At 59.0% G+C, this 22,473-nt stretch carries 22 protein-coding genes, 1 tRNA gene and 1 pseudogene; 17 read left to right on the forward strand and 7 right to left on the reverse strand.

Features of this window, described 5'->3' with window-relative positions; genetic code table 11:
- The first annotated feature begins 147 nt into the window (after positions 1-147).
- Both BJP61_RS15800 and entD read left to right on the forward strand, forming a co-directional pair.
- The gene (locus BJP61_RS15800; RefSeq protein ID WP_171998667.1) at positions 148-2,421 is read left to right on the forward strand and encodes a TonB-dependent siderophore receptor; all 2,274 of its coding nucleotides are present in this window, start codon (positions 148-150) and stop codon (positions 2,419-2,421) included.
- Between the two features lie 61 nt (positions 2,422-2,482).
- Positions 2,483-3,115 (forward strand): enterobactin synthase subunit EntD, encoded by a 633-nt coding sequence (entD, locus tag BJP61_RS15805; RefSeq protein ID WP_255485379.1) that lies wholly within the window; start codon positions 2,483-2,485, stop codon positions 3,113-3,115.
- On the opposite strand, the gene BJP61_RS15810 is transcribed toward entD, so the two are convergent.
- A complete protein-coding gene (locus tag BJP61_RS15810) occupies positions 3,112-3,816 on the reverse strand; it encodes a GNAT family protein (protein WP_171998669.1) in 705 nt (234 codons plus the stop codon). The genes entD and BJP61_RS15810 overlap by 4 nt on opposite strands.
- A gap of 185 nt (positions 3,817-4,001) precedes the next feature.
- On the opposite strand from BJP61_RS15810, the gene BJP61_RS15815 reads away from it, so the two are divergent.
- Positions 4,002-5,117: a YbdK family carboxylate-amine ligase gene (locus BJP61_RS15815; RefSeq protein ID WP_038864220.1), complete on the forward strand. Its 1,116-nt coding sequence runs from the start codon at positions 4,002-4,004 to the stop codon at positions 5,115-5,117.
- Between the two features lie 259 nt (positions 5,118-5,376).
- Positions 5,377-7,284 (forward strand): methyl-accepting chemotaxis protein, encoded by a 1,908-nt coding sequence (locus BJP61_RS15820; RefSeq protein ID WP_171998670.1) that lies wholly within the window; start codon positions 5,377-5,379, stop codon positions 7,282-7,284.
- A gap of 615 nt (positions 7,285-7,899) precedes the next feature.
- Here BJP61_RS15820 and BJP61_RS15825 read toward each other — a convergent pair.
- Both BJP61_RS15825 and BJP61_RS15830 read right to left on the reverse strand, forming a co-directional pair.
- Entirely contained in the window at positions 7,900-8,433 is a 534-nt protein-coding gene (locus tag BJP61_RS15825; protein WP_171998671.1) for a rhodanese family protein, read from the reverse strand.
- A 1-nt stretch (position 8,434) separates the two neighbouring features.
- Positions 8,435-8,740 (reverse strand): metalloregulator ArsR/SmtB family transcription factor, encoded by a 306-nt coding sequence (locus BJP61_RS15830; protein ID WP_038864225.1) that lies wholly within the window; start codon positions 8,738-8,740, stop codon positions 8,435-8,437.
- A 127-nt stretch (positions 8,741-8,867) separates the two neighbouring features.
- Here BJP61_RS15830 and BJP61_RS21755 point away from each other — a divergent pair.
- The 3 genes and pseudogenes from BJP61_RS21755 to BJP61_RS15840 all read left to right on the forward strand — a co-directional run.
- Positions 8,868-9,028: pseudogene (locus tag BJP61_RS21755) on the forward strand (hypothetical protein); the annotation flags it as partial.
- Positions 9,029-9,186: 158 nt separating this feature from the next.
- Positions 9,187-10,380 (forward strand): MFS transporter, encoded by a 1,194-nt coding sequence (locus BJP61_RS15835; protein WP_038864226.1) that lies wholly within the window; start codon positions 9,187-9,189, stop codon positions 10,378-10,380.
- A gap of 69 nt (positions 10,381-10,449) precedes the next feature.
- Positions 10,450-10,803 carry a DUF1304 domain-containing protein gene (locus tag BJP61_RS15840; RefSeq protein ID WP_161581125.1) on the forward strand — a complete coding sequence of 118 codons (354 nt, stop codon included), beginning with the start codon at positions 10,450-10,452 and terminating at the stop codon, positions 10,801-10,803.
- A gap of 51 nt (positions 10,804-10,854) precedes the next feature.
- On the opposite strand, the gene BJP61_RS15845 is transcribed toward BJP61_RS15840, so the two are convergent.
- Both BJP61_RS15845 and BJP61_RS15850 read right to left on the reverse strand, forming a co-directional pair.
- Positions 10,855-11,334 (reverse strand): RES domain-containing protein, encoded by a 480-nt coding sequence (locus BJP61_RS15845; RefSeq protein WP_171998672.1) that lies wholly within the window; start codon positions 11,332-11,334, stop codon positions 10,855-10,857.
- Between the two features lie 60 nt (positions 11,335-11,394).
- Complete coding sequence (locus BJP61_RS15850) at positions 11,395-11,778, reverse strand: helix-turn-helix domain-containing protein (protein WP_038864230.1); 384 nt, start codon at positions 11,776-11,778, stop codon at positions 11,395-11,397.
- Between the two features lie 98 nt (positions 11,779-11,876).
- Between BJP61_RS15850 and BJP61_RS15855 the strand changes: the two genes are divergently transcribed.
- Together BJP61_RS15855 and BJP61_RS15860 are read left to right on the forward strand one after the other, a co-directional pair.
- Positions 11,877-12,605: an SDR family oxidoreductase gene (locus BJP61_RS15855; RefSeq protein ID WP_038864231.1), complete on the forward strand. Its 729-nt coding sequence runs from the start codon at positions 11,877-11,879 to the stop codon at positions 12,603-12,605.
- A gap of 221 nt (positions 12,606-12,826) precedes the next feature.
- Positions 12,827-13,309 carry a glutathione peroxidase gene (locus BJP61_RS15860; RefSeq protein WP_171998673.1) on the forward strand — a complete coding sequence of 161 codons (483 nt, stop codon included), beginning with the start codon at positions 12,827-12,829 and terminating at the stop codon, positions 13,307-13,309.
- A 265-nt stretch (positions 13,310-13,574) separates the two neighbouring features.
- Here the strand turns inward: BJP61_RS15860 and BJP61_RS15865 are convergent.
- Positions 13,575-13,651: transfer RNA gene (locus BJP61_RS15865), tRNA-Arg, on the reverse strand.
- 207 nt (positions 13,652-13,858) lie between these two features.
- On the opposite strand from BJP61_RS15865, the gene folD reads away from it, so the two are divergent.
- From folD to malI, 4 genes are all read left to right on the forward strand, one after another.
- Entirely contained in the window at positions 13,859-14,725 is an 867-nt protein-coding gene (gene folD / locus BJP61_RS15870) for a bifunctional methylenetetrahydrofolate dehydrogenase/methenyltetrahydrofolate cyclohydrolase FolD (protein ID WP_038864234.1), read from the forward strand.
- 1 nt (position 14,726) lies between these two features.
- The gene (gene ybcJ / locus BJP61_RS15875; protein ID WP_038864235.1) at positions 14,727-14,939 is read left to right on the forward strand and encodes a ribosome-associated protein YbcJ; all 213 of its coding nucleotides are present in this window, start codon (positions 14,727-14,729) and stop codon (positions 14,937-14,939) included.
- 277 nt (positions 14,940-15,216) lie between these two features.
- A complete protein-coding gene (locus BJP61_RS15880; protein WP_038864236.1) occupies positions 15,217-16,716 on the forward strand; it encodes a PTS transporter subunit EIIC in 1,500 nt (499 codons plus the stop codon).
- 62 nt (positions 16,717-16,778) lie between these two features.
- The gene (malI, locus tag BJP61_RS15885; RefSeq protein ID WP_171998674.1) at positions 16,779-17,795 is read left to right on the forward strand and encodes a Mal regulon transcriptional regulator MalI; all 1,017 of its coding nucleotides are present in this window, start codon (positions 16,779-16,781) and stop codon (positions 17,793-17,795) included.
- A 144-nt stretch (positions 17,796-17,939) separates the two neighbouring features.
- Here malI and cysS read toward each other — a convergent pair whose 3' ends face one another.
- Positions 17,940-19,325 (reverse strand): cysteine--tRNA ligase, encoded by a 1,386-nt coding sequence (gene cysS / locus BJP61_RS15890; protein WP_075192183.1) that lies wholly within the window; start codon positions 19,323-19,325, stop codon positions 17,940-17,942.
- Between the two features lie 176 nt (positions 19,326-19,501).
- On the opposite strand from cysS, the gene ppiB reads away from it, so the two are divergent.
- From ppiB to purK, 4 genes are all read left to right on the forward strand, one after another.
- The gene (gene ppiB, locus BJP61_RS15895; protein WP_038864239.1) at positions 19,502-19,996 is read left to right on the forward strand and encodes a peptidylprolyl isomerase B; all 495 of its coding nucleotides are present in this window, start codon (positions 19,502-19,504) and stop codon (positions 19,994-19,996) included.
- Positions 19,997-19,999: 3 nt separating this feature from the next.
- Complete coding sequence (gene lpxH / locus BJP61_RS15900) at positions 20,000-20,722, forward strand: UDP-2,3-diacylglucosamine diphosphatase (RefSeq protein WP_038864240.1); 723 nt, start codon at positions 20,000-20,002, stop codon at positions 20,720-20,722.
- Positions 20,723-20,855: 133 nt separating this feature from the next.
- Positions 20,856-21,365, forward strand: a complete 510-nt coding sequence (gene purE / locus BJP61_RS15905) for a 5-(carboxyamino)imidazole ribonucleotide mutase (protein WP_038864241.1) — start codon at positions 20,856-20,858, stop codon at positions 21,363-21,365.
- Positions 21,362-22,429: a 5-(carboxyamino)imidazole ribonucleotide synthase gene (gene purK / locus BJP61_RS15910; protein ID WP_038864242.1), complete on the forward strand. Its 1,068-nt coding sequence runs from the start codon at positions 21,362-21,364 to the stop codon at positions 22,427-22,429. The genes purE and purK overlap by 4 nt, the downstream gene beginning before the upstream one ends.
- The last annotated feature ends 44 nt before the right edge of the window (positions 22,430-22,473 follow it).

The raw sequence follows: 22,473 nt of genomic DNA on the forward strand, positions 1-22,473 counted from the left end.
TTAAAACATTAACCCGACCAGGCCTCTGCGCATTGCCGCTCCGGGATGAGCGGTCTGTTGCGTAAGGCGAGCCTGGCAATTCCATGCCGCGCCCTGCCCCGTTGGGGAAGGACTTCCGGGCCGCTGCGGAAAACAGCAGGATACAAAATGAATAAAAAGCTCCCTCTCTCCCTGGCGATGCTGATAAACATGGGGATTTATGGCGTTGCGCTGCCCGCCTGGGCACAGGACAGCACCGCCGCCGTGGATGGCAAAGCAACGGAAAACGACGACACAATTGTGGTTACCGCCGCACAGCAAAACCTTCAGGCGCCTGGCGTTTCCACCATCACCGCTGACGAAATTCGCAAAAACCCGCCCGCGCGCGACGTGTCGGAAATCATCCGCACCATGCCAGGCGTCAACCTGACCGGTAACTCCACCAGCGGCCAGCGCGGCAATAACCGCCAGATAGATATCCGCGGCATGGGCCCGGAAAATACGCTTATCCTGATTGACGGCAAGCCGGTGAGCAGCCGCAACTCGGTGCGTCAGGGCTGGCGCGGCGAGCGCGACAGCCGCGGCGATACCGCCTGGGTACCGCCGGAGATGATAGAACGCATCGAAGTGCTGCGCGGCCCTGCCGCCGCGCGCTACGGCAACGGCGCGGCGGGCGGCGTGGTGAATATCATCACCAAACGCAGCAGCAACGAATGGCACGGCGCATGGGACAGCTATTTCGACGTACCGGAACATAAAGCCGAAGGCGCCACCAAACGCACTAACTTCAGCCTGACCGGGCCGCTTGGCGACAGCGTCAGCTTCCGCCTCTACGGCAATCTGGCGAAAACCCAGGCGGACGCGCAGGACATTAACGCCGGGCACGAATCGCTGCGCACCGGCAGCTACGCCGATACCCTGCCCGCCGGGCGCGAAGGGGTGGTGAATAAAGACATCAACGGCCAGATTCGCTGGGAATTCGCGCCGATGCAGGCGCTGGAGTTCGAAGCGGGCTACAGCCGCCAGGGCAACCTCTACGCGGGCGACACCCAAAACACCAACAACGACAACAACTCCAGTGGTCTGGTGAAGAAATACTACGGCAAGGAAACCAACCGCCTTTATCGCCAGAACTACGCCGTCACCTGGACCGGCGGCTGGGATAACGGCGTCACCACCAACACTTACGCCCAGTATGAGCACACCCGCAACTCGCGCCTGGGCGAAGGTCTCACGGGCGGTCTGGAAGGGTTATTCAACAGCGAGAAGTTCTCGGATATCAACCTGAGCGACGTGCTGCTGCACAGCGAAGTGAGCATTCCGTTCGACTGGCTGGTGAACCAGAACCTGACCGTCGGCACCGAGTGGAATCAGCAGCGCCTGAAAGACGGCACTTCCACCGCGCAGGCGCTGACCGGCTCCACCAGCGGCGGCGAGATTCCGGGCGTCGAGACAACGGGCCGCAGCCCATACGCTAAAGCGGAGATCTTCTCGCTGTTCGCAGAAGACAACATGCAACTGACCGACAGCACCACGCTGACCCCGTCGCTGCGTTTCGATCACCATACTATCGTTGGCAACAACTGGAGCCCGGCGCTGAACCTCACCCAGGCGCTGACCGACACGCTGACGCTGAAAATGGGCATCGCCCGCGCCTATAAAGCGCCGAGCCTGTATCAGACCAACGACAACTACATCCTCTACAGCCGCGGCCAGGGCTGCTACGCCAGCGCCACCAATATCGGCTGCTACCTGATGGGTAACGACGATCTCAAGGCCGAAACCAGCGTCAATAAAGAGATTGGCCTGGAGTACAAGCAGGAGGGTTATCAGGCGGGCCTGACCTGGTTCCGTAACGATTATCACGACAAAATCGAAGCGGGCTATTCGCGCGTCACGGCTATCAGCGGCAAAACCGATCTCTACCAGTGGGAGAACGTGCCGAAAGCCGTGGTTGAAGGGCTGGAAGGCACGCTGAACCTGCCGGTGACCGATACCGTACAGTGGAGCAACAACCTGACCTGGATGTTGCAGAGTAAAAACAAAACCACCGGCGATCGCCTGTCTATCATCCCGGAGTTTACGCTGAACTCGACGCTGAGCTGGCAGGTGCGCGACGATCTGTCGCTGCAAAGCACCCTGACCTGGTATGGTCGTCAGAAACCGAAGATGTATAACTACAAGGGCGAGCGCGTAAGCGACAGCGGCACCAACGAAGTGAGTCCTTACAGCATCGTCGGCCTGAGCGGCACCTGGGATGTGACCAAAAACGTCAGCCTGACCGCGGGCGTCGATAACGTCTTCGACAAGCGTCACTGGCGCGCCGGTAACGCCCAGACCACCGGTAACGCCAAAACCAACGCCTGGATGTATGGCGCCGGAGCGGAAACCTATAACGAATCGGGACGCACCTGGTTCATGGGCATCAACACCCACTTCTGATGACCACGGCGGGAGGCGACTCCCGCCCGTTTTTTATGCAGACGACCCTCACCCCTTTAACGTGGCCGGACACGCTGTCTGGCGCGTCGATTTCTCCCCGCAGACTTTACAGCCTGCCGATCTTCTCTGGCTGCCGCACCACGCCTCGCTTAAAAACGCCGTTGTGCGGCGTCAGGCGGAACATCTGGCGGGCCGCATGGCCGCCGTGGCGGCGCTACGGGACGCCGGCGCAAAGCCGTGCGTTCCCGGCATCGGCGCGCACCGCGAGCCGCGCTGGCCCGCCGGTTTTACCGGCAGCATCACGCACACGGGTAACCGCGCCTGGGCGACGGTTATCGCCACGCCTGGCAGCATCGGGCTTGATGTGGAAACCGTGATGGCGTCCCCAACGGCGGAGGAACTGGCGTCGGGGATTATCGACGCGCAGGAGCGCACGCTGCTTGAACGTACGCCCCTGCCCTTCGCCAGCGCCCTGACGCTGGTCTTTTCCGCCAAAGAGAGCCTCTTTAAAGCGCTGTTCCCGCACGTGGGCCACTGGTTTGGCTTTGCGTGCGCGCGCGTCGTCGCGCTGGAGGAAAGCCGGCTGACGCTGCGCCTTGCCTGTGCGCTCGGCCCCTTCCCGCAGGGGCAGTGTTTTACCCTGCACTGGCAGCAGGACGCGCAGCAGATCCTGACGCTCCTGCGCGTCGCTTAAAGCTTGCGAAAGTGGCTTAACGGCTGCTTCTGCACGCCATCGGCGGTGAAATTCTCCGCTGAAAGCCAGGCGCGGAGCGCGGCATCCGCCTGCGGCCATTCGCCGTCCAGCAGCGAAAACCACTCGGAATCGCGGTTGCGGCCCTTACGCACCATCATCTGACGCAGACGCCCTTCATATGTAAAGCCGAGCCGTTCGGCGGCGCGGCGCGAGGCGGTGTTCATGGAGTCGCATTTCCACTCCACGCGACGAAAGCCGCGCGCAAAGGCGTCACGCATCAGAAGCCAGAGCGCCTCGGTGCCGGTCACGCGATTTTTCATGCGCGGCGACCAGGTGACGTGGCCGATTTCCACCACGCCGTTGGTTTTATCGATGCGCATAAAGCAGACCAGCCCCACCGCCTCGCCGCGAACGTTATCGATGACGGCAAACGGCACCAGCGACGGATCCATGACTTTTTGCATTATCCAGTCGTGACACCGGGCGACGCTGTCGGGGCGATCGCTGGCAAGCCATGTCCAGTCGCGATCGTCGGGGGCCTCCTGATATGCCGCGAAAAGTTGCGCGGCATATGCGTCTGCGTTGAGCGGCGCCAGCGTGCAGTAGCGGCCCTCAAGCGTCACGCGCTCCGGCATGCGGGCGCCCTGCCAGTCTGGCAGCGGCGCGTCTACCTGCTGGCCGTAATGATTGTAATAAGCCACGTTTTCTCCTCCCGGCGTGTTGTTAATAAAAAGGTATATCAGCCCTTCTGTGCAGAAGATAGCCATTGATTTATGGGGGGAAACGCGTGTACGAACTCAGTGTTATCCGAGCCGCCGATGCGCAACTGAATGATGTCGCGTGACTATACTTGGAGCAGAACCCATTACGGATAAGAGAGCCTCCAATGCCGCTTAAACCTTTCGCCGCTTCCGAGCCCTACACCCTGGGCGTTGAGCTGGAGCTCCAGGTCGTCAGCCCGCCTGGCTATAACTTAAGCCAGGATTCGTCAACGCTGATTAGCGCGCTGGAAAGCCGCATCACCGCAGGTGAGGTCAAACATGACATCACCGAGAGCATGCTGGAGATAGCGACGGGCGTCTGTCGTGATATCAACCAGGTCGCGGCGGAGTTCGCCGCGATGCAGCGTGAAATTCTGGCCTGCGCCCAGCAACACCATTTAGTCATCAGCGGCGGCGGCACGCACCCGTTCCAGAAATGGCAGCGCCAGGAGGTTTGCGCCAGCGAGCGCTACGCCCGCACGCTGGAGCTGTTCGGTTACCTGATTAAACAGGCGACCGTGTTTGGCCAGCATGTGCATGTCGGCTGCCGCACCGGCGAAGAGGCGATTTACCTGCTGCATGGACTCTCGCGTTTTGTGCCGCATTTTGTGGCGCTCTCGGCGTCGTCGCCCTATATGCAGGGTTCGGACACCGGCTTCGCCTCCTCGCGGCTTAATATTTTCTCGGCGTTCCCGGACAACGGCCCGGCGCCGTTTGCCGCCGACTGGACGCAATTTGAGAAGATGTACGCGCGGCTTGAAGGCACCCACGTGGTGCAGTCGATTAAAGATCTCCACTGGGATATTCGCCCAAGCCCCGGCTTTGGCACGGTGGAGGTGCGCGTCATGGATACGCCGCTGACGCTGGAGCGCGCCATTAATATCGCCGGCTTTATTCAGGCGCTTTCACACTGGCTGTTAGAAGAGCGGCCGTATAAACATAAAGCTGAGGATTACCTGATTTACCGGTTCAACCGTTTCCAGGCCTGCCGCTATGGTCTCGACGGTACGCTGACGGATGTATGTACCGGCGAGCAGCGCACCCTCGGCGAGGATATTCTGCGCCTGCTCGATAAACTGGAGCGCTACGCCCGTCCGCTGAACGCCAGCAGCGCGCTGGAGGCGATTCACCGCTACGTGAAAAACAACGACAGCGACGTGCATCGCGTCCGCGAGTTTACCGCTGACGGCGGCTCGCTCTCCGAACTGGTGCGCCTGCACGGCGAGATCTGGGCTGCCTGAGCACGTCCCGTGACAGGCGCCCTTCTGATTAGCGGTATTTATCAGAAAGAAGGCGCCGCCTGCCCTGAAAAACCGGCGATGCATTGCCGGTTTTAAACGGTATCTGAAAAAATAATTCACTCTTTTATATTCTGGATCATCAGAATAACTCTTTTTAGTTATTTTATTGACTTAAGCGCGGCGTCAGCCATTAAAGCTCCTGATTTGTGTTACCGATAAAAAATATATCTGTTTTTATCGCAACACAGGAATGACGCTTATGTCATGGATATATCGTATCTCTATGAAAACGAAATTAGCCATCGCGCTTTTGCCTTTATTACTGGCGCTGCTCTGGCTGGCGGGTGCCGGAATGCTGGCGCGCATCGATACTGAACGGCAGATGCGAAATGTCGAAGAAGTGACGCGCCTTGCGAAAAGCGCTGGCGATGTGGTGCATGAACTGCAAAAAGAGCGCGGACTGAGCGCCGGTTATCTCGGCAGCAAAGGCGCGCAGTTTAACGGCGAGCTCACGGCGCAGCGCAGCCATACCGACGACGCGCTGAAAGCGTTTAATGCCGCCATGAACAGCACCGATGAAGCCAGTTTGAAAGGCAGCGTCGGCGAGGCAATCCGCGCCTTCCAGCAACGCGTCTCGATGCTGGATGAGACGCGCCAGCAGATAACCGCCCTGTCGATTCCCGCCCCGCAGGGCGTGGCGTTTTACACTGAAACTATCAGCACCGTGCTGGAGCTGGTGGGCCGCAGCACGCACCTGAGCCATGCGGGCGTCATTGTGAATGAGATGGTGGTTTACTACAGCCTGCTCAGCATGAAAGAACAGGCGGGCGTCGAGCGCGCGCTGCTCTCCGGGATTTTCTTCGCCGACCGCTTCAGCGATGGCCAGCTGGCGCGCCTGAGCGAAGTGGTGGGCAAACAGCAGGCCTGGCTTGCCGCCTCGCGTCAGCTTTCCGATGCGAACGGCGTGAAACGCATTGATGAGACGCTCGCCCTGCCGTCAGCCACCCATGCGCTGGCGCTGCGCCAGACCGCGTTCGATAAAGCCGCAAGCGGCGGATTCGGCGTCTCGCCGGGAAGCTGGTTCGAGGCCCAGACGCAGCGCATCGATACCCTGCGCACGCTGGAGAACGCCGCCTCCGCGCAGCTTCTGACCACCGCGGGCGACCTTGCGCGCGACGCCCGCGCCGGATGGCAGCGTTTTCTCGCTATCACCCTGCTGGCGCTTATCGTGGCGATGAGTTTCGCCGTGATGGTCGCGCGCAGTATTCATCGTCAGTTGCACGCCACGTTAACCACTATTGACGGGATGCAGGGCGACTTAACCCGCCGTCTGGACGTGCCGGGCAGCGATGAACTCTCCGCGCTCAACCGCGCCTATAACCGCGCCATTGAGGATATCCAGCAGATCGTCGCGCAGATAAAATCCGGCGCCGTGGTGCTGCGCCACGCCAGCGCCGGGATCGCGGCGGGCAACCAGGATCTGGCGCAGCGCACCGATGAACAGGCGGCCTCGCTGGTGGAAACCGCCGCCAGCATGGAGCAGATAACGACCGTCATTACCCAGACCGCCGACAACGCCCACGAGGCCGAGCGTCTGACGCGCCTGATGGAAGAAGAGATGCAGAGCGCAAGCACCGTGGCGCATGCGGCCCGCCAGAGCATGGCGGATATTCAGTCTTCCAGCGAACAGATCTCGCGCATTGTCGGCTCCATTGACGATATCTCTTTCCAGACCAACCTGCTGGCGCTTAACGCCGCCGTGGAAGCGGCGCGGGCGGGCGAACTGGGTCGCGGCTTTGCCGTGGTCGCGTCCGAAGTGCGCACGCTGTCGCAGCGCTGCGCCCGCGAGGCGGGGCTTATCCGTGAGCTGGTCGCCAATAACATGGCGAAAATCGGCGAAGGCGTGGAGCATGTGGACGCCTCGGGTCACGCGCTGGACGCCGCCGTGGCGAACACCGCCCGGATGAGGACGTTTATCAGCGATATCGCCCGCGCCGCCGCTGAGCAGTCGCTCGGCGTGTCGCAGGTGCATGAGGCGCTGAACCAGTTAGAGCAGGTGACGCAGCAGAACGCCTCGCTGGTGTCCGAGGCTGCGACCGCCAGCCAGACGCTTGATAACCAGTCGGAGGCGATGTCGCTGCTGGTTAACCGGTTTATTGTGGCCTAATGAAATAACGCCGCTTTATTCGTATCGCTACAAAATATAGTGGTTTTCAGGGGGAATGACCGGCCATTGCTTGATAAGCTGCCGGTAATCCCCTACCATGCGCGCCACCTGGAAACAGGGTTAAGCCGCCTTTTAAAAGCGGCTTTTTTATTTTTTTATTTTACGCTGCACCGTCGGAGCACCTCGCCTTGAGGGCCATATTGATTATAACGCTTCGCAATTAACGATAAAGACTTTACACAGCCTCTGAAGCACGCCGGGAGTGACAATGGAATATAGTTTTGGCGCGAAATATTTTATTATTTCGCTGTATGTGGCGTTTATCGCGTGTCTGTTTCTTTTATTTGGCATAGCGATTTAATCACAGCATAACGCTTTAATACCCGCCAAAAGGATTTGGCACCCTTTCTTCCCCAACGTTTATACACATTAAAAAACAAAGAGGCATTGCGCCTCTTTTCCTGTATTTATCATACCGTCAGCGTTGTTTTTGGGTTTCGGTATCCTCACGGCGCGCATTACCGACGCTGGCGCAATCATTCTCACGTTGCCGCACGACAGCAAGTGGCGCGCGCGCTCACTTTCTCATTATTTGCCCATTACGCGCACCAGCGGCTATGCGGCGCGTTTATTCCACGGCATCGCCGCCAGTAATTTCGCCATACCGCACCAGCCGGTCACGCCGGCAAACAGCAGCCCGGCCCCGACAATGCCGGGAATAATATAAAACCCCGCCGCAAGCGTGGCGCCCGCAAGCGTACCGCACAGCGCCAGCGCGCCAGCGACGATCTGCACCTGCCGCATCAGCGGTAATGGCTGACGGCGATCGGTGATGACGGGATAACCGGCGGCTTTCCAGGCATTAATACCGCCCTGCATGATTAGCGCTCTGGCCGGATATACCGCAGCGATAAGCCGGTCTTTAAATTTTTCCGTACGCATTCCGCTCTGGCAGTGAAAAATGACGGTATCGGTCTCGCGCAGCGCCGTGTCGCTAAAATCGTCAGGCTGACTGTTTTCAGGCGACACCATACGGGCGCCGGAAATATGCTCGCGCCGCCATTCATCATGGCCTCTGATATCCATCAGGATGGCATCGCGCTCAATAAGCGCCTTCGCCTCGGCAGGGGTGATAAACACAGACGACATATTATGCTCCCGGACAATAGATATTTTTCAGCGTGTGCACCACAGCGACGACCGCCTCATTTTTAATGTGGTAGCGGATAAACCGGGCCTGCCGGACGCCTTCGATAAGCCCTTCGGCTTTCATACGGGCCAGATGCTGTGAGGTCGCGGACGCGCTGAGCCCGCTCATCCTGCACAGCTCACCGGCTTCGGTGCCGGGCTTGTCGATGAGCATACACAAAATCAATAAGCGCTGAGGATGACTCAGCGTTTTCAGTAGTGCAGCCGCGTCATTCGCCTGCCGTTGTAACAGATCCCGTTCGGTCATTTAAGAATAGTTTAGCGTTTTCTAAATTTAGAAAATACTAAAATATCAGGCGGCGTGCAAGCGCGTCTCCACGGATATCAACACCGACGCTGTGAGCGCCCGGCTGATTTATCAGGAAGTGGATTTGGCTGAAGACGCCTGTAAGGCGGTCGGCAGCCGCGCCAAAGCGCGAGTGATCGTCCGGGTGCCCCTCATGTCGACCAGTACGATAACGCCGCGGGTAAAATACCGTTCGCCCGGTTTGAGCAATTCCTCTGCCTGAAATACGCTTTCCCGTCAGCACGCTGAAGCGCCGCCCTTCGCGGGCGCGTTGCCTCTCGCCGCCTCGCCCGTTTCATTTGGTTACTTTTCCCCTGGGTGACTTTTTTTATTGTCGCCATCATTCTTTTATAACAACTCGATAACGTCGTTTCGCGTCACCACATTTTGCAGGGAGAATGATAAGAATGTTGCGTTCGCTACAGGCGCTCTGCCTGATGAGCTTTTTTCTGGCGGATGTCCGCGACGGGCTGGGTCCTTTTCTCGGCATTTTTCTCACAGAGCAGCACTGGCGACCGGATGATATCGGCTTTGTGATGACCGCAGGCGGCATCGCGGCGCTGCTGGCGACGGTACCGGCCGGAATTATCATCGACGCCACGCGCCAGAAACGCCTGCTGCTGCTGGTCTGCTGCGCGCTGGTGACGCTGGCGACATTGCTGCTCTGGTACAGCACCCGTTACAGCATTGCGATGGTGTCGCAGATGGTTTCCGGTCTGGTTGCCGCCCTGATTGGCCCGCTGGTGGCGGGGATTACGCTGGGCCTGACCGGCCAGAGCGGCTTCACGCGACAGATGGGCCGCAACGAGGCGTTCAACCACGGCGGCAATATGGTGGCGGCGGTGCTGGCGGGCAGCGCGATGTGGCTGTGGGGCATCGGTGCGGTCTTTATTCTGATGACCAGTATGGCGGTTTTCACCGCGCTTAGCGTGCTGGCTATCCGTGAGCAGGATATCGATCACGATGTGGCGCGCGGCATTGAAACACATGACAAAGCGCACGCGGTGCCACGGCTGTCGGTGCTGATGCGCAACCCGGTGCTGCTGACGACGGGTATCACGCTGCTGCTGTTTCACCTCGCTAACGCCGCGCTGCTGCCGATGCTGAGCATGCGCGTGGCGTCCACCGGCAGCAACCTCTGGAGCCCAGGTCTTTACGCGGCGGCGACCGTGGTGATTGCGCAATGCGTGATGATCCCGGTCGCGCTCCTGACCCCGGCGCAGGCGCAAAGATATGGCTATCGCAGGCTGATTCTGATTGCGCTCATCGTGCTGCCGGTACGCGCCGCGCTGGCAGCGAGCTTTGCCGGGCCGTTATCTGTCATCCCGGTGCAAATTCTGGATGGCGTCGCCGCCGGGATCTTAGGCGTGGCGGTGCCGGGATATATCGTTAACGCGCTGCGCGGCTCCGGGCATATCAATGCCGGGCAGAGCGTGATTATGCTGATGCAGGGCGCGGGGGCGGCGTTCAGCCCGGCGCTCGCCGGAAGCATCGTCGCGCAGTCGTCATGGCGCGTAGCATTCGCGACCCTCGGGGTGGTAGCGCTGGCGGCGTTAATCGTCTGGTGGCGCGCGGGCGCGCGGGTACCTGCGACGGCTTGACGCCTTCCACGCAGTGCGGCTGCGCGATATATACTGTTGATGTTGCTTTTTTCTTTATGAGGGGTGCTCATGGCAGCTACCGTTCTTATCGCGCTTGTCGCCGTCATACACGTCTATATTCTCGTACTTGAGATGTTTTTATGGGAGACGAAAACGGGCCGCAAGGCGTTTAACCTGAGTGCCGATTTTGCCCGCGACAGCCGGGTGCTTGCCGCCAATCAGGGACTATATAACGGCTTTTTAGCGGCAGGTTTGTTCTGGGGACTCTGGCTGGGCGATAACGGTTTTCAGTTCAAACTCTTCTTTCTGGTTTGCGTACTGATTGCCGGCATCGTTGGTGCGCTTACCGCCAGCAGAAAAATTCTTTATGTGCAGGCGCTGCCCGCGCTGCTCGCCTTAATCGCATTGTGGATGGGGCTGTGACGACGTGATGCTTAGCGCGTCACGCCCACTCAGCCATGCTGCGCTTATGCGCTATTCGATAATGTTTACCCGCGCCTGACTGTCATCATTCCAGGAAAAAAGCACCAGATGCCAGAGGCCGGGCGCTTTGCGGGAGGGATCAATCACCCCCTTCATTCCCAGTGATTCCAGGCGCTGGCGAACCTTCCATGACCGGGGGATGCCGCCCTCTTTTACGGTCTCCTGCCACGGCGCAATCGCGTCGTGAAGATCAATACCTGCGGCCAGCATCGCCCCGCCATTGCGCAGGTCAAAAATCTTCTCTGCCACGACGCTGACTTTAATGATTTCAAGGCTCGCTCTGTTATCGCGATGAGCCTGCATGGCAGCCCCGACGCCTTCCGGCGAAGAACTCAGGTAGAGCGTGGGTTGATCGCCTCCTGAATATCGCCCCGGCGCCCTGGAGCCGGATAAGGCGAAGTGCCGATACGCAGGATCGATTGCCCGATAAAAAATGCCGTTAACAGAGGTATAAAAACGCGTGATATCCATAACGCCTCCGCAGTCATTATTCAGCCGCCGTGTTGCCCGGCCCTGGTGGAAACAAGACGCTTACACCGCCTCATCGGCAGCGAGCCTGTCGTCATAAGCCGCCTGCGCCTGCGCTATCGAGGCGCCATGTTGCCTGGCCCAGCTCACCAGCGCCACAAAAGGTTCCTGCAGGGTCCGGCCCAGCGGCGTAATCGCATATTCGACCGCTACGGGTGACGATGCAATCACGCGGCGGCTGACCAGACCGTTGCGCTCAAGCCGGCGCAGCGCTTCCGTCAGGGCCTTGTGCGTGATGGGATCCAGCCTGCGCTTGATGGCGTTAAAGCGCGCAGGTTGGGTGCACAATACGGTCAGAATTAATATTGACCATTTGTTGGCCACCTGTTCCAGGACAGGGCGTGTGCTGTTGATTTCTGCCAGTTGGGCAGCGATATCCGTAGACATGAGGTTTCCTTTTATATATCTGATGTACATCAGGTGCGTAATTGACCCTAAATATACAAAATGTATCATCTGGCTTCCACCCTCTTTCTGGAGTAGCCATGTTGAAACTTGAAGGAAAGACCGTCCTGGTAACAGGCGGCAACAGCGGTATCGGGCTTGCGATCGCGCGCCGTTTTGTGCAGGAAGGCGCCCATGTTTTCATCACCGGTAGACGCGAAGCGCAGCTGGCCGAAGCGGTTGCCGCCATCGGTGGTCGAATCGAAGCGATCCCCTGCGATCTCACTAAAACCGACGAGCGGGCGCGCCTTTTCGACACGCTTCAGGCCAGAGCCGCACGCCTTGATATTCTGGTGTACTCGTCAGGTCTCTCTGAGCCTGCGAGCCTTGAAGAGACCACCGGGGAGCATATCGATCGCGCCTTCGGCCTGAACGTGCGTGCGATGGTATTAACGGCGCAGCACGCGGTTCGCCATATGGGCGATGGCGGCGCTATCGTGTTGCTCGGTTCGATTGCAGGCAACATGGCGAATGCCGGTTATGGCACCTATTCCGCCACCAAAGCCGCGGTTCGCTCGTATGCGCGCTCGTGGAACGCAGAGCTGGCGCCACGCGGCATCAGAGTGAACACACTCAGCCCCGGGCCCACGGATACGCCGATGTTTGACAAGGTCAGCGACGACTTCAGGCAAATGATGAACGCGCGTATCCCTGCCGGGCGTTTAGGGACCCCCGACGACGTGGCCGCCGCCGCCCTGTTTCTTGCCTCGGATGAAAGCAGGTACGTGAGCGGCGCAGAGCTTATCATCGATGGCGGGATGACGGCGTAAACGGCTTCTTCCGCGATACGGCGCGCCTGCTCCGGCTAATGGGGATGCGCGGTCATCACATTTCAGGACGCCTGCGCTACCGGCGTCCTTTCACTAAAATCATGGTATGTTGAGCAATCGGGAGCAGGAGCATCTCGCCCGGCACATCCCGTGTGTCCCCTGCTACAACGCGCGAAGTGGCAATGTCGACGTCACACTGATTTTGTTTTGAGGATCCCGTCATGACCCCCTTTCATCAACTGACTGCCACCAGCCTGCGTGGCGAGCTTATCTCTATGGCCGACTACGCGGGCAAGGTGATTCTGGTGGTGAATACCGCCAGCCACTGTGGCTTCACGCCGCAATACGCAGGCCTTGAGGCGCTTTATAAAAAGTATGCCGCCCGGGGGTTTATAGTGCTTGGTTTCCCCTGCAACCAGTTCGGTAATCAGGAGCCCGGCGGTGCCGATCAAATCGCACAGACCTGTCACATCAATTACGGTGTGAGCTTCCCCATGTTCGGGAAAGTGGCGGTCAACGGCGCGGCTACGCACCCGCTGTTTCGTTACCTGAAAGATGAATTGCCCGGCGTGCTGGGTGGCCGGATCAAGTGGAACTTCACGAAGTTTTTGATTGGACGCGATGGCAAACCACTCAAACGTTTTGCGCCGTTCACGCCCCCCGAAAAAATGGAAACCGCCATTCTTGCGGCGCTGGGAAACTGAGTGCGCCCGGACTTCGAGCCGACGACGAATGAAAATTTTGCCAGCGCTCTGCGGCGCGCATAAGCAAACGGGCTTATTCCGTACCGCGCCCTTAGTCGGTTTCGCAAAACGCACTGACAGAACGTACCGTGTGAGAGGCAGTCTGCGTGGCCACTGGGTAAAGCGCGGGGTGCCAGTCGAGGCGATTTATGACGTTGATGCCCCAACTCTGTCCCACATGGAAAAAAAGGAGGCAAACAGCAAAGGGTAAGTCATTGAAAAATAATGGCGCGCCCTGCAGGACTCGAACCTGCGACCCACGGCTTAGAAGGCCGTTGCTCTATCCAGCTGAGCTAAGGGCGCCTCGTGGAGAGGCGTTTCACCTTTTGCCTGCGGCAGCGGTGTGAAACGCCTGGAATTATACGGTCAGCACCTGGTGAGTCAATGGCTTTCGAACCGCCTGCTGGACAATTGAGCGAAAGACACAAACGAAAACTGACAGCACGGCGCGCTTCTGACAGAATATCCTCATCCCCTCTTCTTTTGATTACAGACGGAATCTTCTCTCTGATGGCAGCAAAGATTATTGACGGTAAAACGATTGCGCAGCAGGTGCGCCTTGAAGTTGCCGAAAAAGTAAAAGCGCGCGTGGCGGCCGGAAAACGTGCCCCCGGGCTCGCGGTCGTGCTGGTCGGCGCGAACCCGGCGTCGCAAATTTATGTCGGCAGCAAACGTAAGGCGTGTGAAGAAGTGGGTTTTGTTTCCCGCTCTTACGATCTGCCGGACACCACCAGCGAAGCCGAACTGCTGGCGCTGATTGATGAACTGAACGCCGACGCCGCCATTGACGGTATTCTGGTTCAGCTACCGCTGCCGGCAGGCATCGATAACGTGAAAGTGCTGGAGCGCATCGCGCCGGATAAAGACGTGGACGGTTTCCATCCATACAACGTCGGTCGTCTGTGCCAGCGCGCGCCGCGTCTGCGCCCTTGTACGCCGCGCGGCATCGTGACGCTGCTTGAACGCTACAATATCGACACCTACGGGCTGAATGCCGTGGTGATTGGCGCATCCAATATCGTTGGCCGTCCGATGAGCATGGAGCTGCTGCTGGCGGGCTGTACCACCACCGTGACCCACCGTTTCACCAAAAACCTGCGTCAGCATGTCGAAAACGCCGATCTGCTGATCGTCGCGGTCGGCAAACCAGGCTTTATTCCGGGCGAGTGGATCAAAGAAGGCGCTATCGTGATTGACGTTGGCATTAACCGTCTGGAAAACGGCAAAGTGGTCGGCGACGTGGTGTTTGACGACGCCGCAGAGCGCGCCGGTTACATTACCCCGGTGCCGGGCGGCGTCGGCCCGATGACGGTCGCCACGCTCATCCAGAACACGCTACAGGCGTGTGTTGAATATCACGACAGCGAGGACGCATAACATGGCGACATTTTCTTTAGGCAAACACCCTCACGTCGAACTGTGCGATCTGCTGAAGCTTGAAGGCTGGAGCGAGAGCGGCGCGCAGGCGAAAATCTTTATCTCCGAAGGGCTGGTGACCGTGGACGGCGCGGTAGAAACCCGCAAGCGCTGCAAAATCGTCGCCGGCCAGACCGTCAGCTTCGATGGCCAGAGCGTGACCGTCACCGCGTAACGCCTCACGCCCTCTCGTCGCAGAGGGCGTATTATTCCCTGCTCCAGATGCTTTTCTTATCGCCCTCTCCTGCCCTTTTACCGTTTTTTCGCATGCTGCGTATCCGCCGCGTTTTCTAACCGACTTCAAAGAATCAGCAAATCTTCTGACGGAACGTTAAATAGATGTTGCGTGTTCAGCCTCCGATCCCACAGCATAAGTAGAACGTTCTACTAGAACGTTCTACTTACTATAAAACAGGGCGCCAAAGCCCGGCTGTTCCAATCGGGGGATCGGTATGAGTCTCATCACAGGTGTCGTTAAATCGCTTTCGAAGTTGTCCATGATAGGCCGCGCGCTGATGCTGCCTATTTCGCTGTTGCCCGCCGCCGGTCTGCTGCTGGCGTTCGGCGATAAATTTCATCTGCCGCTGATGATGAACGCGGGCGGCGTTATTTTTGATAACCTGCCCCTGCTGTTCGCCATCGGCTCTGCCGTCGGTCTGGCGTCGGAGTCGGGCATCGCGGCGCTCTCTGCCGCCGTCTCGGTGTTTATTATCAACATCACCATCAGCACGCAGCTTGGCATTACGCCGGAGATGGCAGCGAGCGGCGGCAAATATGCGATGGTGGTCGGCATCCCGACGCTCCAGATGGGCGTGTTCGGCGGTCTGATTTCCGGCATTCTCGCCGCATGGTGCTATAACCGTTTCCACACGCTGCAACTGCCCGAATTCCTGGGCTTTTTCTCCGGTAAACGGTTTGTGGCGATTGCCGCGGCGTTGCTCTCATTCCTGCTCGGACTGGCGTTGCCCTATGTCTGGCAGCACATCCAGGCGGGCATTGACGCGCTGTCGGTCATCGTGAATGGGGATAACCAGGCGGCCTCGACCTTTATCTTCGGGCTGGTGGAGCGCGCGCTCATCCCGCTCGGCCTGCATCATATCTGGTATCCGTCGTTCTGGTATTCGTTTGGCGATTACACCACCCAGACCGGGCAGGTTATCCACGGCGACCAGACCATCTGGTTCAAGATGCTGGAAGAAGGCGTGAAAAGCTTCAGCAGCGATACTTACCAGAATGCCGGTAAATTTATGCAGGGCGAGTTCCCGCTGATGCTGTTCGCGCTGCCGGCGGCGTGTCTTGCGATGTATCACGAAGCCAGCACGAAAAATAAAAAAATCGCCTCCGGCATTCTTTTCTCCGCCGCGTTGACCTGTTTTCTGACGGGGATCACGGAGCCGGTGGAATTTACCTTTATTTTTGTCGCGCCGGTGCTGTATGTATTTAACGCCATCATGGCGGGGCTTTCGTATATGTGCATGTATCTGCTGGACGCGCATATCGCCAAATCGTTCTCCGCCGGGCTTATCGATTACATCTCGTTCGGGATCCTGCCGTCTTTTAATGGCTATCAGACCCACTTCCTGAACGCGGTGATTGTCGGTATTCCGATGGCGATCATTTACTACTTTACCTTCCGCTTTGTTATTCGCCGTTTTGACGTGAAAACGCCGGGCCGGGTGGAAATCACCGCGAATGTGGATGATAAAACTGATGCGGAGCTGGCGGGCAATATCATGGGCCTGCTGGGCGGCAAAGAGAACATCACCAGCGTCGGTGCCTGTATCACCCGCCTGCGTCTTGAGGTCGCTCGTCCGGAACTGGTTGACAGAGACGGGCTGAACGCCCTTGGCGCGCGCGGCGTGGTGTTTGTGGGCGATAACGGCATACAGGTGATATTCGGCGCGCGCGCGCAGTTTATCGCGCAAAACATGTCAGGCATGACGGGGAAATAACGCCCGCGCGGGCCTGGCGCCAGGCCCGCGTTCTCAGGCGATAAAAGGATAAATCAGGGCAGATGAAAAAGGTCAGCATTATTGATGTGGCGCGTCACGCGGGCGTGTCGGTGTCCACCGTCTCGCTGGTGTTGCGCCAGAAGGGAAAAATCTCCGCCGCGACCATCGAAAAAGTGCATGCCGCCATTAAGGCGCTGGGCTATGTGCATAACGTCGCCGCCGCTAACCTGCGCGGCAAAACCTCCAACCTGATAGGCCTGGTGGTGGACGATCTCAACGATCCGTTCTCCACCCGCGTCACGGCAAGCCTGGTGCAGGCGCTGGAGGCGCAGGGCTATATGGTCTTTCTCACCCAGCCGGGCCGAGAAACGGGGCGGCTGGCGGCCTGTTTTGTCTCGTTTATCCGCCAGGGCGTGGCGGGCGTCGTTTACCTGACCGCCGATTCCGACCACCGCACGCTGCCTGCGCCGGTCGCGCAAAGCACATTGCCCGTAGTGGTGGTGTCACAGTCGCCGGTTGAGGAAAAGCTCAACAGCGTAGTGCGCGACAACCGCCAGGCGGGCGGGCTCGCCACGCGCTATCTGATAGAGCGGGGCCACCGCAATATCGCCTATATTGGCGGTACGGCGGGGTGTCTGATTCGCCAGGAGCGGTTGCTCGGCTACCGTGCCGCGCTCACGCAATATGGCCTCCCTTGGCGCGATGAGTTCGCGCCTGCCTGCGCTGAAGAGACGCTCGCGGTAAGCCAGTCGGTACGCCAGTTGCTTGAAGCGAATAATAAAATTACCGCCCTGCTGTGCCACTCGCCGCATGCGATTATCGGCTGCCTGGAGGCGATCCATCAGGTGGGCCGCACCGTGGGGAAAGACGTGTTTCTGACGCAGCAGGTGTCGCTGATTGGCTTTGAAGACATGATGCATGTGAATCTCACCTCACCGTCTTTCACCTACGTCTCGTCCGCCAGCGAAGAGACCGCCCGGCAGGCGGCCGGGCTTATTGTCAGGCTTATTCACGAGCCGGGCCTTGCCGCGCAGCGCATTACGCTCTCAGGCCAGCTTATCGCGCGCGGCTCCGCGTGATGGTGCGTCGCTGACGGAGGAAGGGTGCGCTACGTTTACCTGCTAACAAGCCTGGTGTGGATGCATACCTGGGGTGATAAGCGCAGCACACTTGCCCCCTCCCTGAACATCGCGCATAAAAAAAGCGGCTTTCGCCGCTTTTTCTTATTTACGCCGCCAGGTGGTGCCCTGCGGGCCATCTTCCAGCACGATGCCCATCTCGTTTAAGCGATCGCGCGCCGCGTCCGCCGCCGCCCAGTCTTTCGCTTTACGCGCCTCCAGACGTTTAACGATCAGCGCTTCGATTTCCGCCACTTCGTCATCGTTGGCCTGCGCGCCGGATTGCAGGAACTGCTCTGGCGCCTGCTCCAGCAGCCCGAGCACCGCCGCGAGCTTACGCAGATGCGCCGCCAGTTGGTTCGCCGCGTGGCTGTCTTCCGCTTTCAGGCGGTTCACTTCACGCGCCATATCAAACAGCACTGAATAGGCTTCCGGCGTATTGAAATCGTCGTTCATCGCCTCGATAAAGCGCGCTTCGAACGCCTCGCCGCCCGCGGCTGTCGCGCTGCTGTCGGTGCCGCGCAGCGCGGTGTAGAGACGCTCAAGGGAAGCCCGCGCCTGCTTTAAGTTCTCTTCGCTGTAGTTCAGCTGGCTGCGATAGTGGCCCGACATCAGGAAATAGCGCACAGTTTCCGCGTCGTAATGCTGCAACACATCGCGCACGGTAAAGAAGTTGCCAAGCGATTTAGACATCTTCTCGCGATCAACCATCACCATGCCGGAGTGCATCCAGTAGTTAACGTATTCGCCGTCATGCGCGCAGGTTGACTGGGCGATTTCGTTTTCATGGTGCGGGAACATCAGATCAGAGCCGCCGCCGTGAATATCGAAATGGCTGCCCAGCTGTTTGCAGTTCATCGCAGAGCATTCGATATGCCAGCCCGGACGGCCATCGCCCCACGGCGACGGCCAGCTCGGCTCGCCCGGCTTGGACATCTTCCACAGCACGAAATCCATCGGATTGCGTTTGCTGTCGGCCACTTCGACGCGCGCGCCCGCCTGAAGCTGCTCGAGATCCTGACGCGACAGCTTGCCGTAATCGGCGTCGCTCTCCACGGCGAACATGACATCGCCGTTGCCGGCGACATACGCATGACCGCGGGCGATCAACTGCTCCACAATCTCAATAATCTCCGGAATGTGCTGCGTCGCGCGCGGCTCGCTATCCGGGCGCAGAATGTTCAGCGCATCAAAATCGTTGTGCATTTCGGCGACCATGCGGTCTACCAGCGCCACGAAGTCTTCACCGTTCTCGTTTGCGCGTTTAATGATTTTGTCGTCAATATCGGTAATGTTACGTACATATTTCAGCTTATATCCGAGAAAACGCAGGTAACGCGCGACCACGTCAAAGGCGATAAACGTGCGCCCGTGGCCGATGTGACAGAGGTCGTAAACGGTAATACCACACACGTACATGCCGACTTCCCCGGCATGGATAGGCTTGAATTCCTCTTTCTGGCGACTCATGGTATTGAAGATTTTTAACATCAGAAGTTTCCGTGTCAGTGTGTGGTAAGCAGATAAAACCCCTATATTACCCATAATTGAAAGCGCAAGCACCTCACTTTGCAAGGTGAAGCAAGCGGTGAGTTATGCTATAACAGCCTCCTACTGTGGCTTCTTCTGGAAGCCGAAGCACCACTGAAACACAACAGGATGCAGACATGGTTACTTTTCACACCAATCACGGCGATATCGTAATCAAAACTTTTGATGACAAAGCGCCGGAAACGGTAAAAAACTTTCTGGAATATTGCCGCGAAGGTTTCTACGACAACACCATTTTCCATCGTGTAATTAACGGCTTTATGATTCAGGGCGGCGGCTTCGAGCCGGGCATGAAACAGAAAAGCACGAAAGACCCTATCAAGAACGAAGCCAACAACGGCCTGAAGAACACCCGCGGCACGCTGGCTATGGCGCGCACGCAGGCGCCGCACTCCGCGACCGCCCAGTTCTTCATCAACGTGGTTGATAACGACTTCCTGAACTTCAGCGGCGAAAGCCTGCAGGGTTGGGGCTACTGCGTATTCGCGGAAGTGGTCGAAGGCATGGACGTGGTTGATAAAATCAAAGGCGTTTCCACCGGCCGCAGCGGCATGCATCAGGACGTGCCGAAAGAAGACGTGATTATCGAGCGCGTAACCGTCAGCGAGTAATTCGTGGCGACGCTCTTTATTGCAGATCTTCATCTGTGCTCAGAAGAACCGGCGATTACCGCCGGTTTTCTGCGTTTTTTAGCCGGTACGGCACGTGAGGCGGACGCGCTTTACATCCTGGGCGACCTGTTTGAAGCCTGGATTGGCGATGATGACCCCGAGCCGCTGCACCGCGATATCGCCGCCGCCATAAAGGCGCTCGTGGCAAGCGGCGTGCCCTGTTACTTCATTCACGGCAACCGCGATTTCCTGCTGGGCAAACGCTTCGCGCGTGAAAGCGGTATGCAGCTTCTGCCGGAAGAAAAAGTCCTTGAGCTTTACGGCAGACGCGTACTGATTATGCATGGCGACACGCTCTGCACGGATGACGCCGGCTATCAGGCGTTTCGCGCCAAAGTGCATAAGCCGTGGCTGCAACGGCTTTTCCTCACGCTCCCTCTGCGCCTGCGCCGCCGCATCGCCGCAAAAATGCGTGCCGGCAGCAAAGCTTCCAACAGCCAGAAAGATCTCGCCATTATGGACGTCAACCCCCAGGCTGTGGCTGAGGCGATGACGCGCCAGCGCGTGCAGTGGCTGATCCACGGGCACACCCACCGCCCCGCCGTCCATGCCCTTGAAGCCAACGGCCAGCCCGCTCATCGCGTCGTGTTAGGCGCCTGGCACAGCGAAGGCTCAATGATCAAAGTCACGCCAGACGACGTTGAACTGATCGCCTTTCCGTTCTGATTCGCCCTCCCCTTTTTTGCCGTCCGCACGCCTACGCAACCGTTTTCCTTGCCCGTTATCCATGATATTCTCGAAGCCCTCGTAACGGCGACCCCGTTGATTTTGCCGCCTGACCACAGGAGTTTTGAGACGTATGTCCTCCAGCCACACCCCGGCGCGTATCGCCATCGTCATGGGTTCCAGAAGCGACTGGGCCACCATGCAGTTTGCCGCAGAAATCCTTGATGCTCTGGATGTTCCTCACCACGTTGAAGTGGTCTCCGCGCACCGCACGCCCGATAAACTGTTCAGCTTCGCCGAAAGCGCGCAGGAGAACGGTTTTCAGGTGATTATCGCGGGCGCGGGCGGCGCGGCGCATCTGCCGGGCATGATCGCCGCGAAAACGCTGGTGCCGGTGCTGGGCGTGCCGGTGCAGAGCGCCGCGTTAAGCGGGCTGGACAGCCTCTACTCTATCGTACAGATGCCGCGCGGTATTCCGGTGGGTACGCTGGCTATCGGTAAAGCAGGCGCAGCCAACGCCGCTCTGCTGGCCGCCCAGATTCTGGCGCAGCACGACAGCGCCCTGCTGGCGCGTCTTCAGGTCTGGCGCCAGAAGCAAACCGACGAGGTGCTGGAGAACCCGGACCCGCGGGGTGACGCATGAAGCAGGTATGCGTGCTGGGGAACGGCCAGCTCGGCAGAATGCTGCGTCAGGCAGGCGAGCCGCTCGGCATTCGCGTCTGGCCGGTAGGGCTCGACGCCGATCCGCAGGCGGTGCCGTTCGCGCAAAGCGTTATCACAGCGGAGATCGAACGCTGGCCGGAAACCGCCCTCACCCGCGAGCTGGCGCGTCATAACGCCTTTGTGAACCGCGACGTTTTCCCGCTTATCGCCGACCGCCTTACCCAGAAGCAACTGCTTGATAAGCTCGCGCTTCCTACCGCGCCCTGGCAGCTGCTGGCCGACCGCAGCGAGTGGCCGCAGGTGTTCAGCCGTCTTGGCGAACTGGCTATCGTGAAGCGCCGCACTGGCGGCTACGACGGCCGCGGCCAGTGGCGTTTGCGTGAAGGCGAGACCGACACGCTGCCTGCCGAGTGCTACGGCGAATGTATCGTCGAACAGGGCATTCACTTTTCCGGCGAGGTGTCGCTGGTGGGCGCGCGCGCGCACGACGGCAGCGCGGTCTTTTATCCGCTGACCCATAACCTGCATCAGGACGGCATTCTGCGCACCAGCGTGGCTTTCCCGCACGCGAGCGCCACGCAGCAGGATCAGGCCGAGTCGATGCTGCGCGCCATTATGGACGAGCTGAACTATGTCGGTGTAATGGCGATGGAGTGTTTCGTGACACCGCAGGGCCTGCTGATTAACGAGCTGGCGCCGCGCGTGCACAATAGCGGCCACTGGACGCAAAATGGCGCATCGATAAGCCAGTTTGAGCTGCACCTGCGCGCCGTGACCGGCCTTCCGCTGCCGCAGCCGGTGGTCAGCAGCCCGTCGGTGATGGTCAACCTGATTGGCAGCGATCTCAATTACGACTGGCTCAAGCTGCCGCTGGTGCATCTGCACTGGTACGACAAAGAGGTGCGTCCGGGCCGTAAAGTGGGTCACCTTAACCTCAGCGACAACGACCCAGCGCTGCTTGACGCCACGCTGGAGGCGCTCGCGCCGCTGCTTCCGCCAGAGTATGCCAGCGGCATCGCCTGGGCGCAGGCGCTGTTACGCTAAGCGAAAGGCACCCCGAGGGGTGCCTTTTTTACAGGCGCCTGGGT

This window comes from Cronobacter sp. JZ38 (assembly GCF_008932145.1).
Lineage (GTDB): Bacteria > Pseudomonadota > Gammaproteobacteria > Enterobacterales > Enterobacteriaceae > Cronobacter > Cronobacter muytjensii.

Excerpts from the sequence above, each read along its gene's own strand:
- BJP61_RS15815 (WP_038864220.1), top strand. The coding sequence starts at position 4,002 with ATGCCGCTTAAACCTTTCGCCGCTTCCGAGCCCTACACCCTGGGCGTT.
- cysS (WP_075192183.1), bottom strand. The coding sequence starts at position 19,325 with ATGTTAAAAATCTTCAATACCATGAGTCGCCAGAAAGAGGAATTCAAG.
- BJP61_RS15845 (WP_171998672.1), bottom strand. The coding sequence starts at position 11,334 with ATGGATATCACGCGTTTTTATACCTCTGTTAACGGCATTTTTTATCGG.
- BJP61_RS15880 (WP_038864236.1), top strand. The coding sequence starts at position 15,217 with ATGAGTCTCATCACAGGTGTCGTTAAATCGCTTTCGAAGTTGTCCATG.
- BJP61_RS15855 (WP_038864231.1), top strand. The coding sequence starts at position 11,877 with ATGTTGAAACTTGAAGGAAAGACCGTCCTGGTAACAGGCGGCAACAGC.
- BJP61_RS15840 (WP_161581125.1), top strand. The coding sequence starts at position 10,450 with ATGGCAGCTACCGTTCTTATCGCGCTTGTCGCCGTCATACACGTCTAT.
- ppiB (WP_038864239.1), top strand. The coding sequence starts at position 19,502 with ATGGTTACTTTTCACACCAATCACGGCGATATCGTAATCAAAACTTTT.
- BJP61_RS15860 (WP_171998673.1), top strand. The coding sequence starts at position 12,827 with ATGACCCCCTTTCATCAACTGACTGCCACCAGCCTGCGTGGCGAGCTT.
- folD (WP_038864234.1), top strand. The coding sequence starts at position 13,859 with ATGGCAGCAAAGATTATTGACGGTAAAACGATTGCGCAGCAGGTGCGC.
- BJP61_RS15835 (WP_038864226.1), top strand. The coding sequence starts at position 9,187 with ATGTTGCGTTCGCTACAGGCGCTCTGCCTGATGAGCTTTTTTCTGGCG.
- BJP61_RS15825 (WP_171998671.1), bottom strand. The coding sequence starts at position 8,433 with ATGTCGTCTGTGTTTATCACCCCTGCCGAGGCGAAGGCGCTTATTGAG.
- BJP61_RS15850 (WP_038864230.1), bottom strand. The coding sequence starts at position 11,778 with ATGTCTACGGATATCGCTGCCCAACTGGCAGAAATCAACAGCACACGC.
- purE (WP_038864241.1), top strand. The coding sequence starts at position 20,856 with ATGTCCTCCAGCCACACCCCGGCGCGTATCGCCATCGTCATGGGTTCC.
- BJP61_RS15830 (WP_038864225.1), bottom strand. The coding sequence starts at position 8,740 with ATGACCGAACGGGATCTGTTACAACGGCAGGCGAATGACGCGGCTGCA.
- ybcJ (WP_038864235.1), top strand. The coding sequence starts at position 14,727 with ATGGCGACATTTTCTTTAGGCAAACACCCTCACGTCGAACTGTGCGAT.
- BJP61_RS15800 (WP_171998667.1), top strand. The coding sequence starts at position 148 with ATGAATAAAAAGCTCCCTCTCTCCCTGGCGATGCTGATAAACATGGGG.
- BJP61_RS15820 (WP_171998670.1), top strand. The coding sequence starts at position 5,377 with ATGTCATGGATATATCGTATCTCTATGAAAACGAAATTAGCCATCGCG.
- malI (WP_171998674.1), top strand. The coding sequence starts at position 16,779 with ATGAAAAAGGTCAGCATTATTGATGTGGCGCGTCACGCGGGCGTGTCG.
- purK (WP_038864242.1), top strand. The coding sequence starts at position 21,362 with ATGAAGCAGGTATGCGTGCTGGGGAACGGCCAGCTCGGCAGAATGCTG.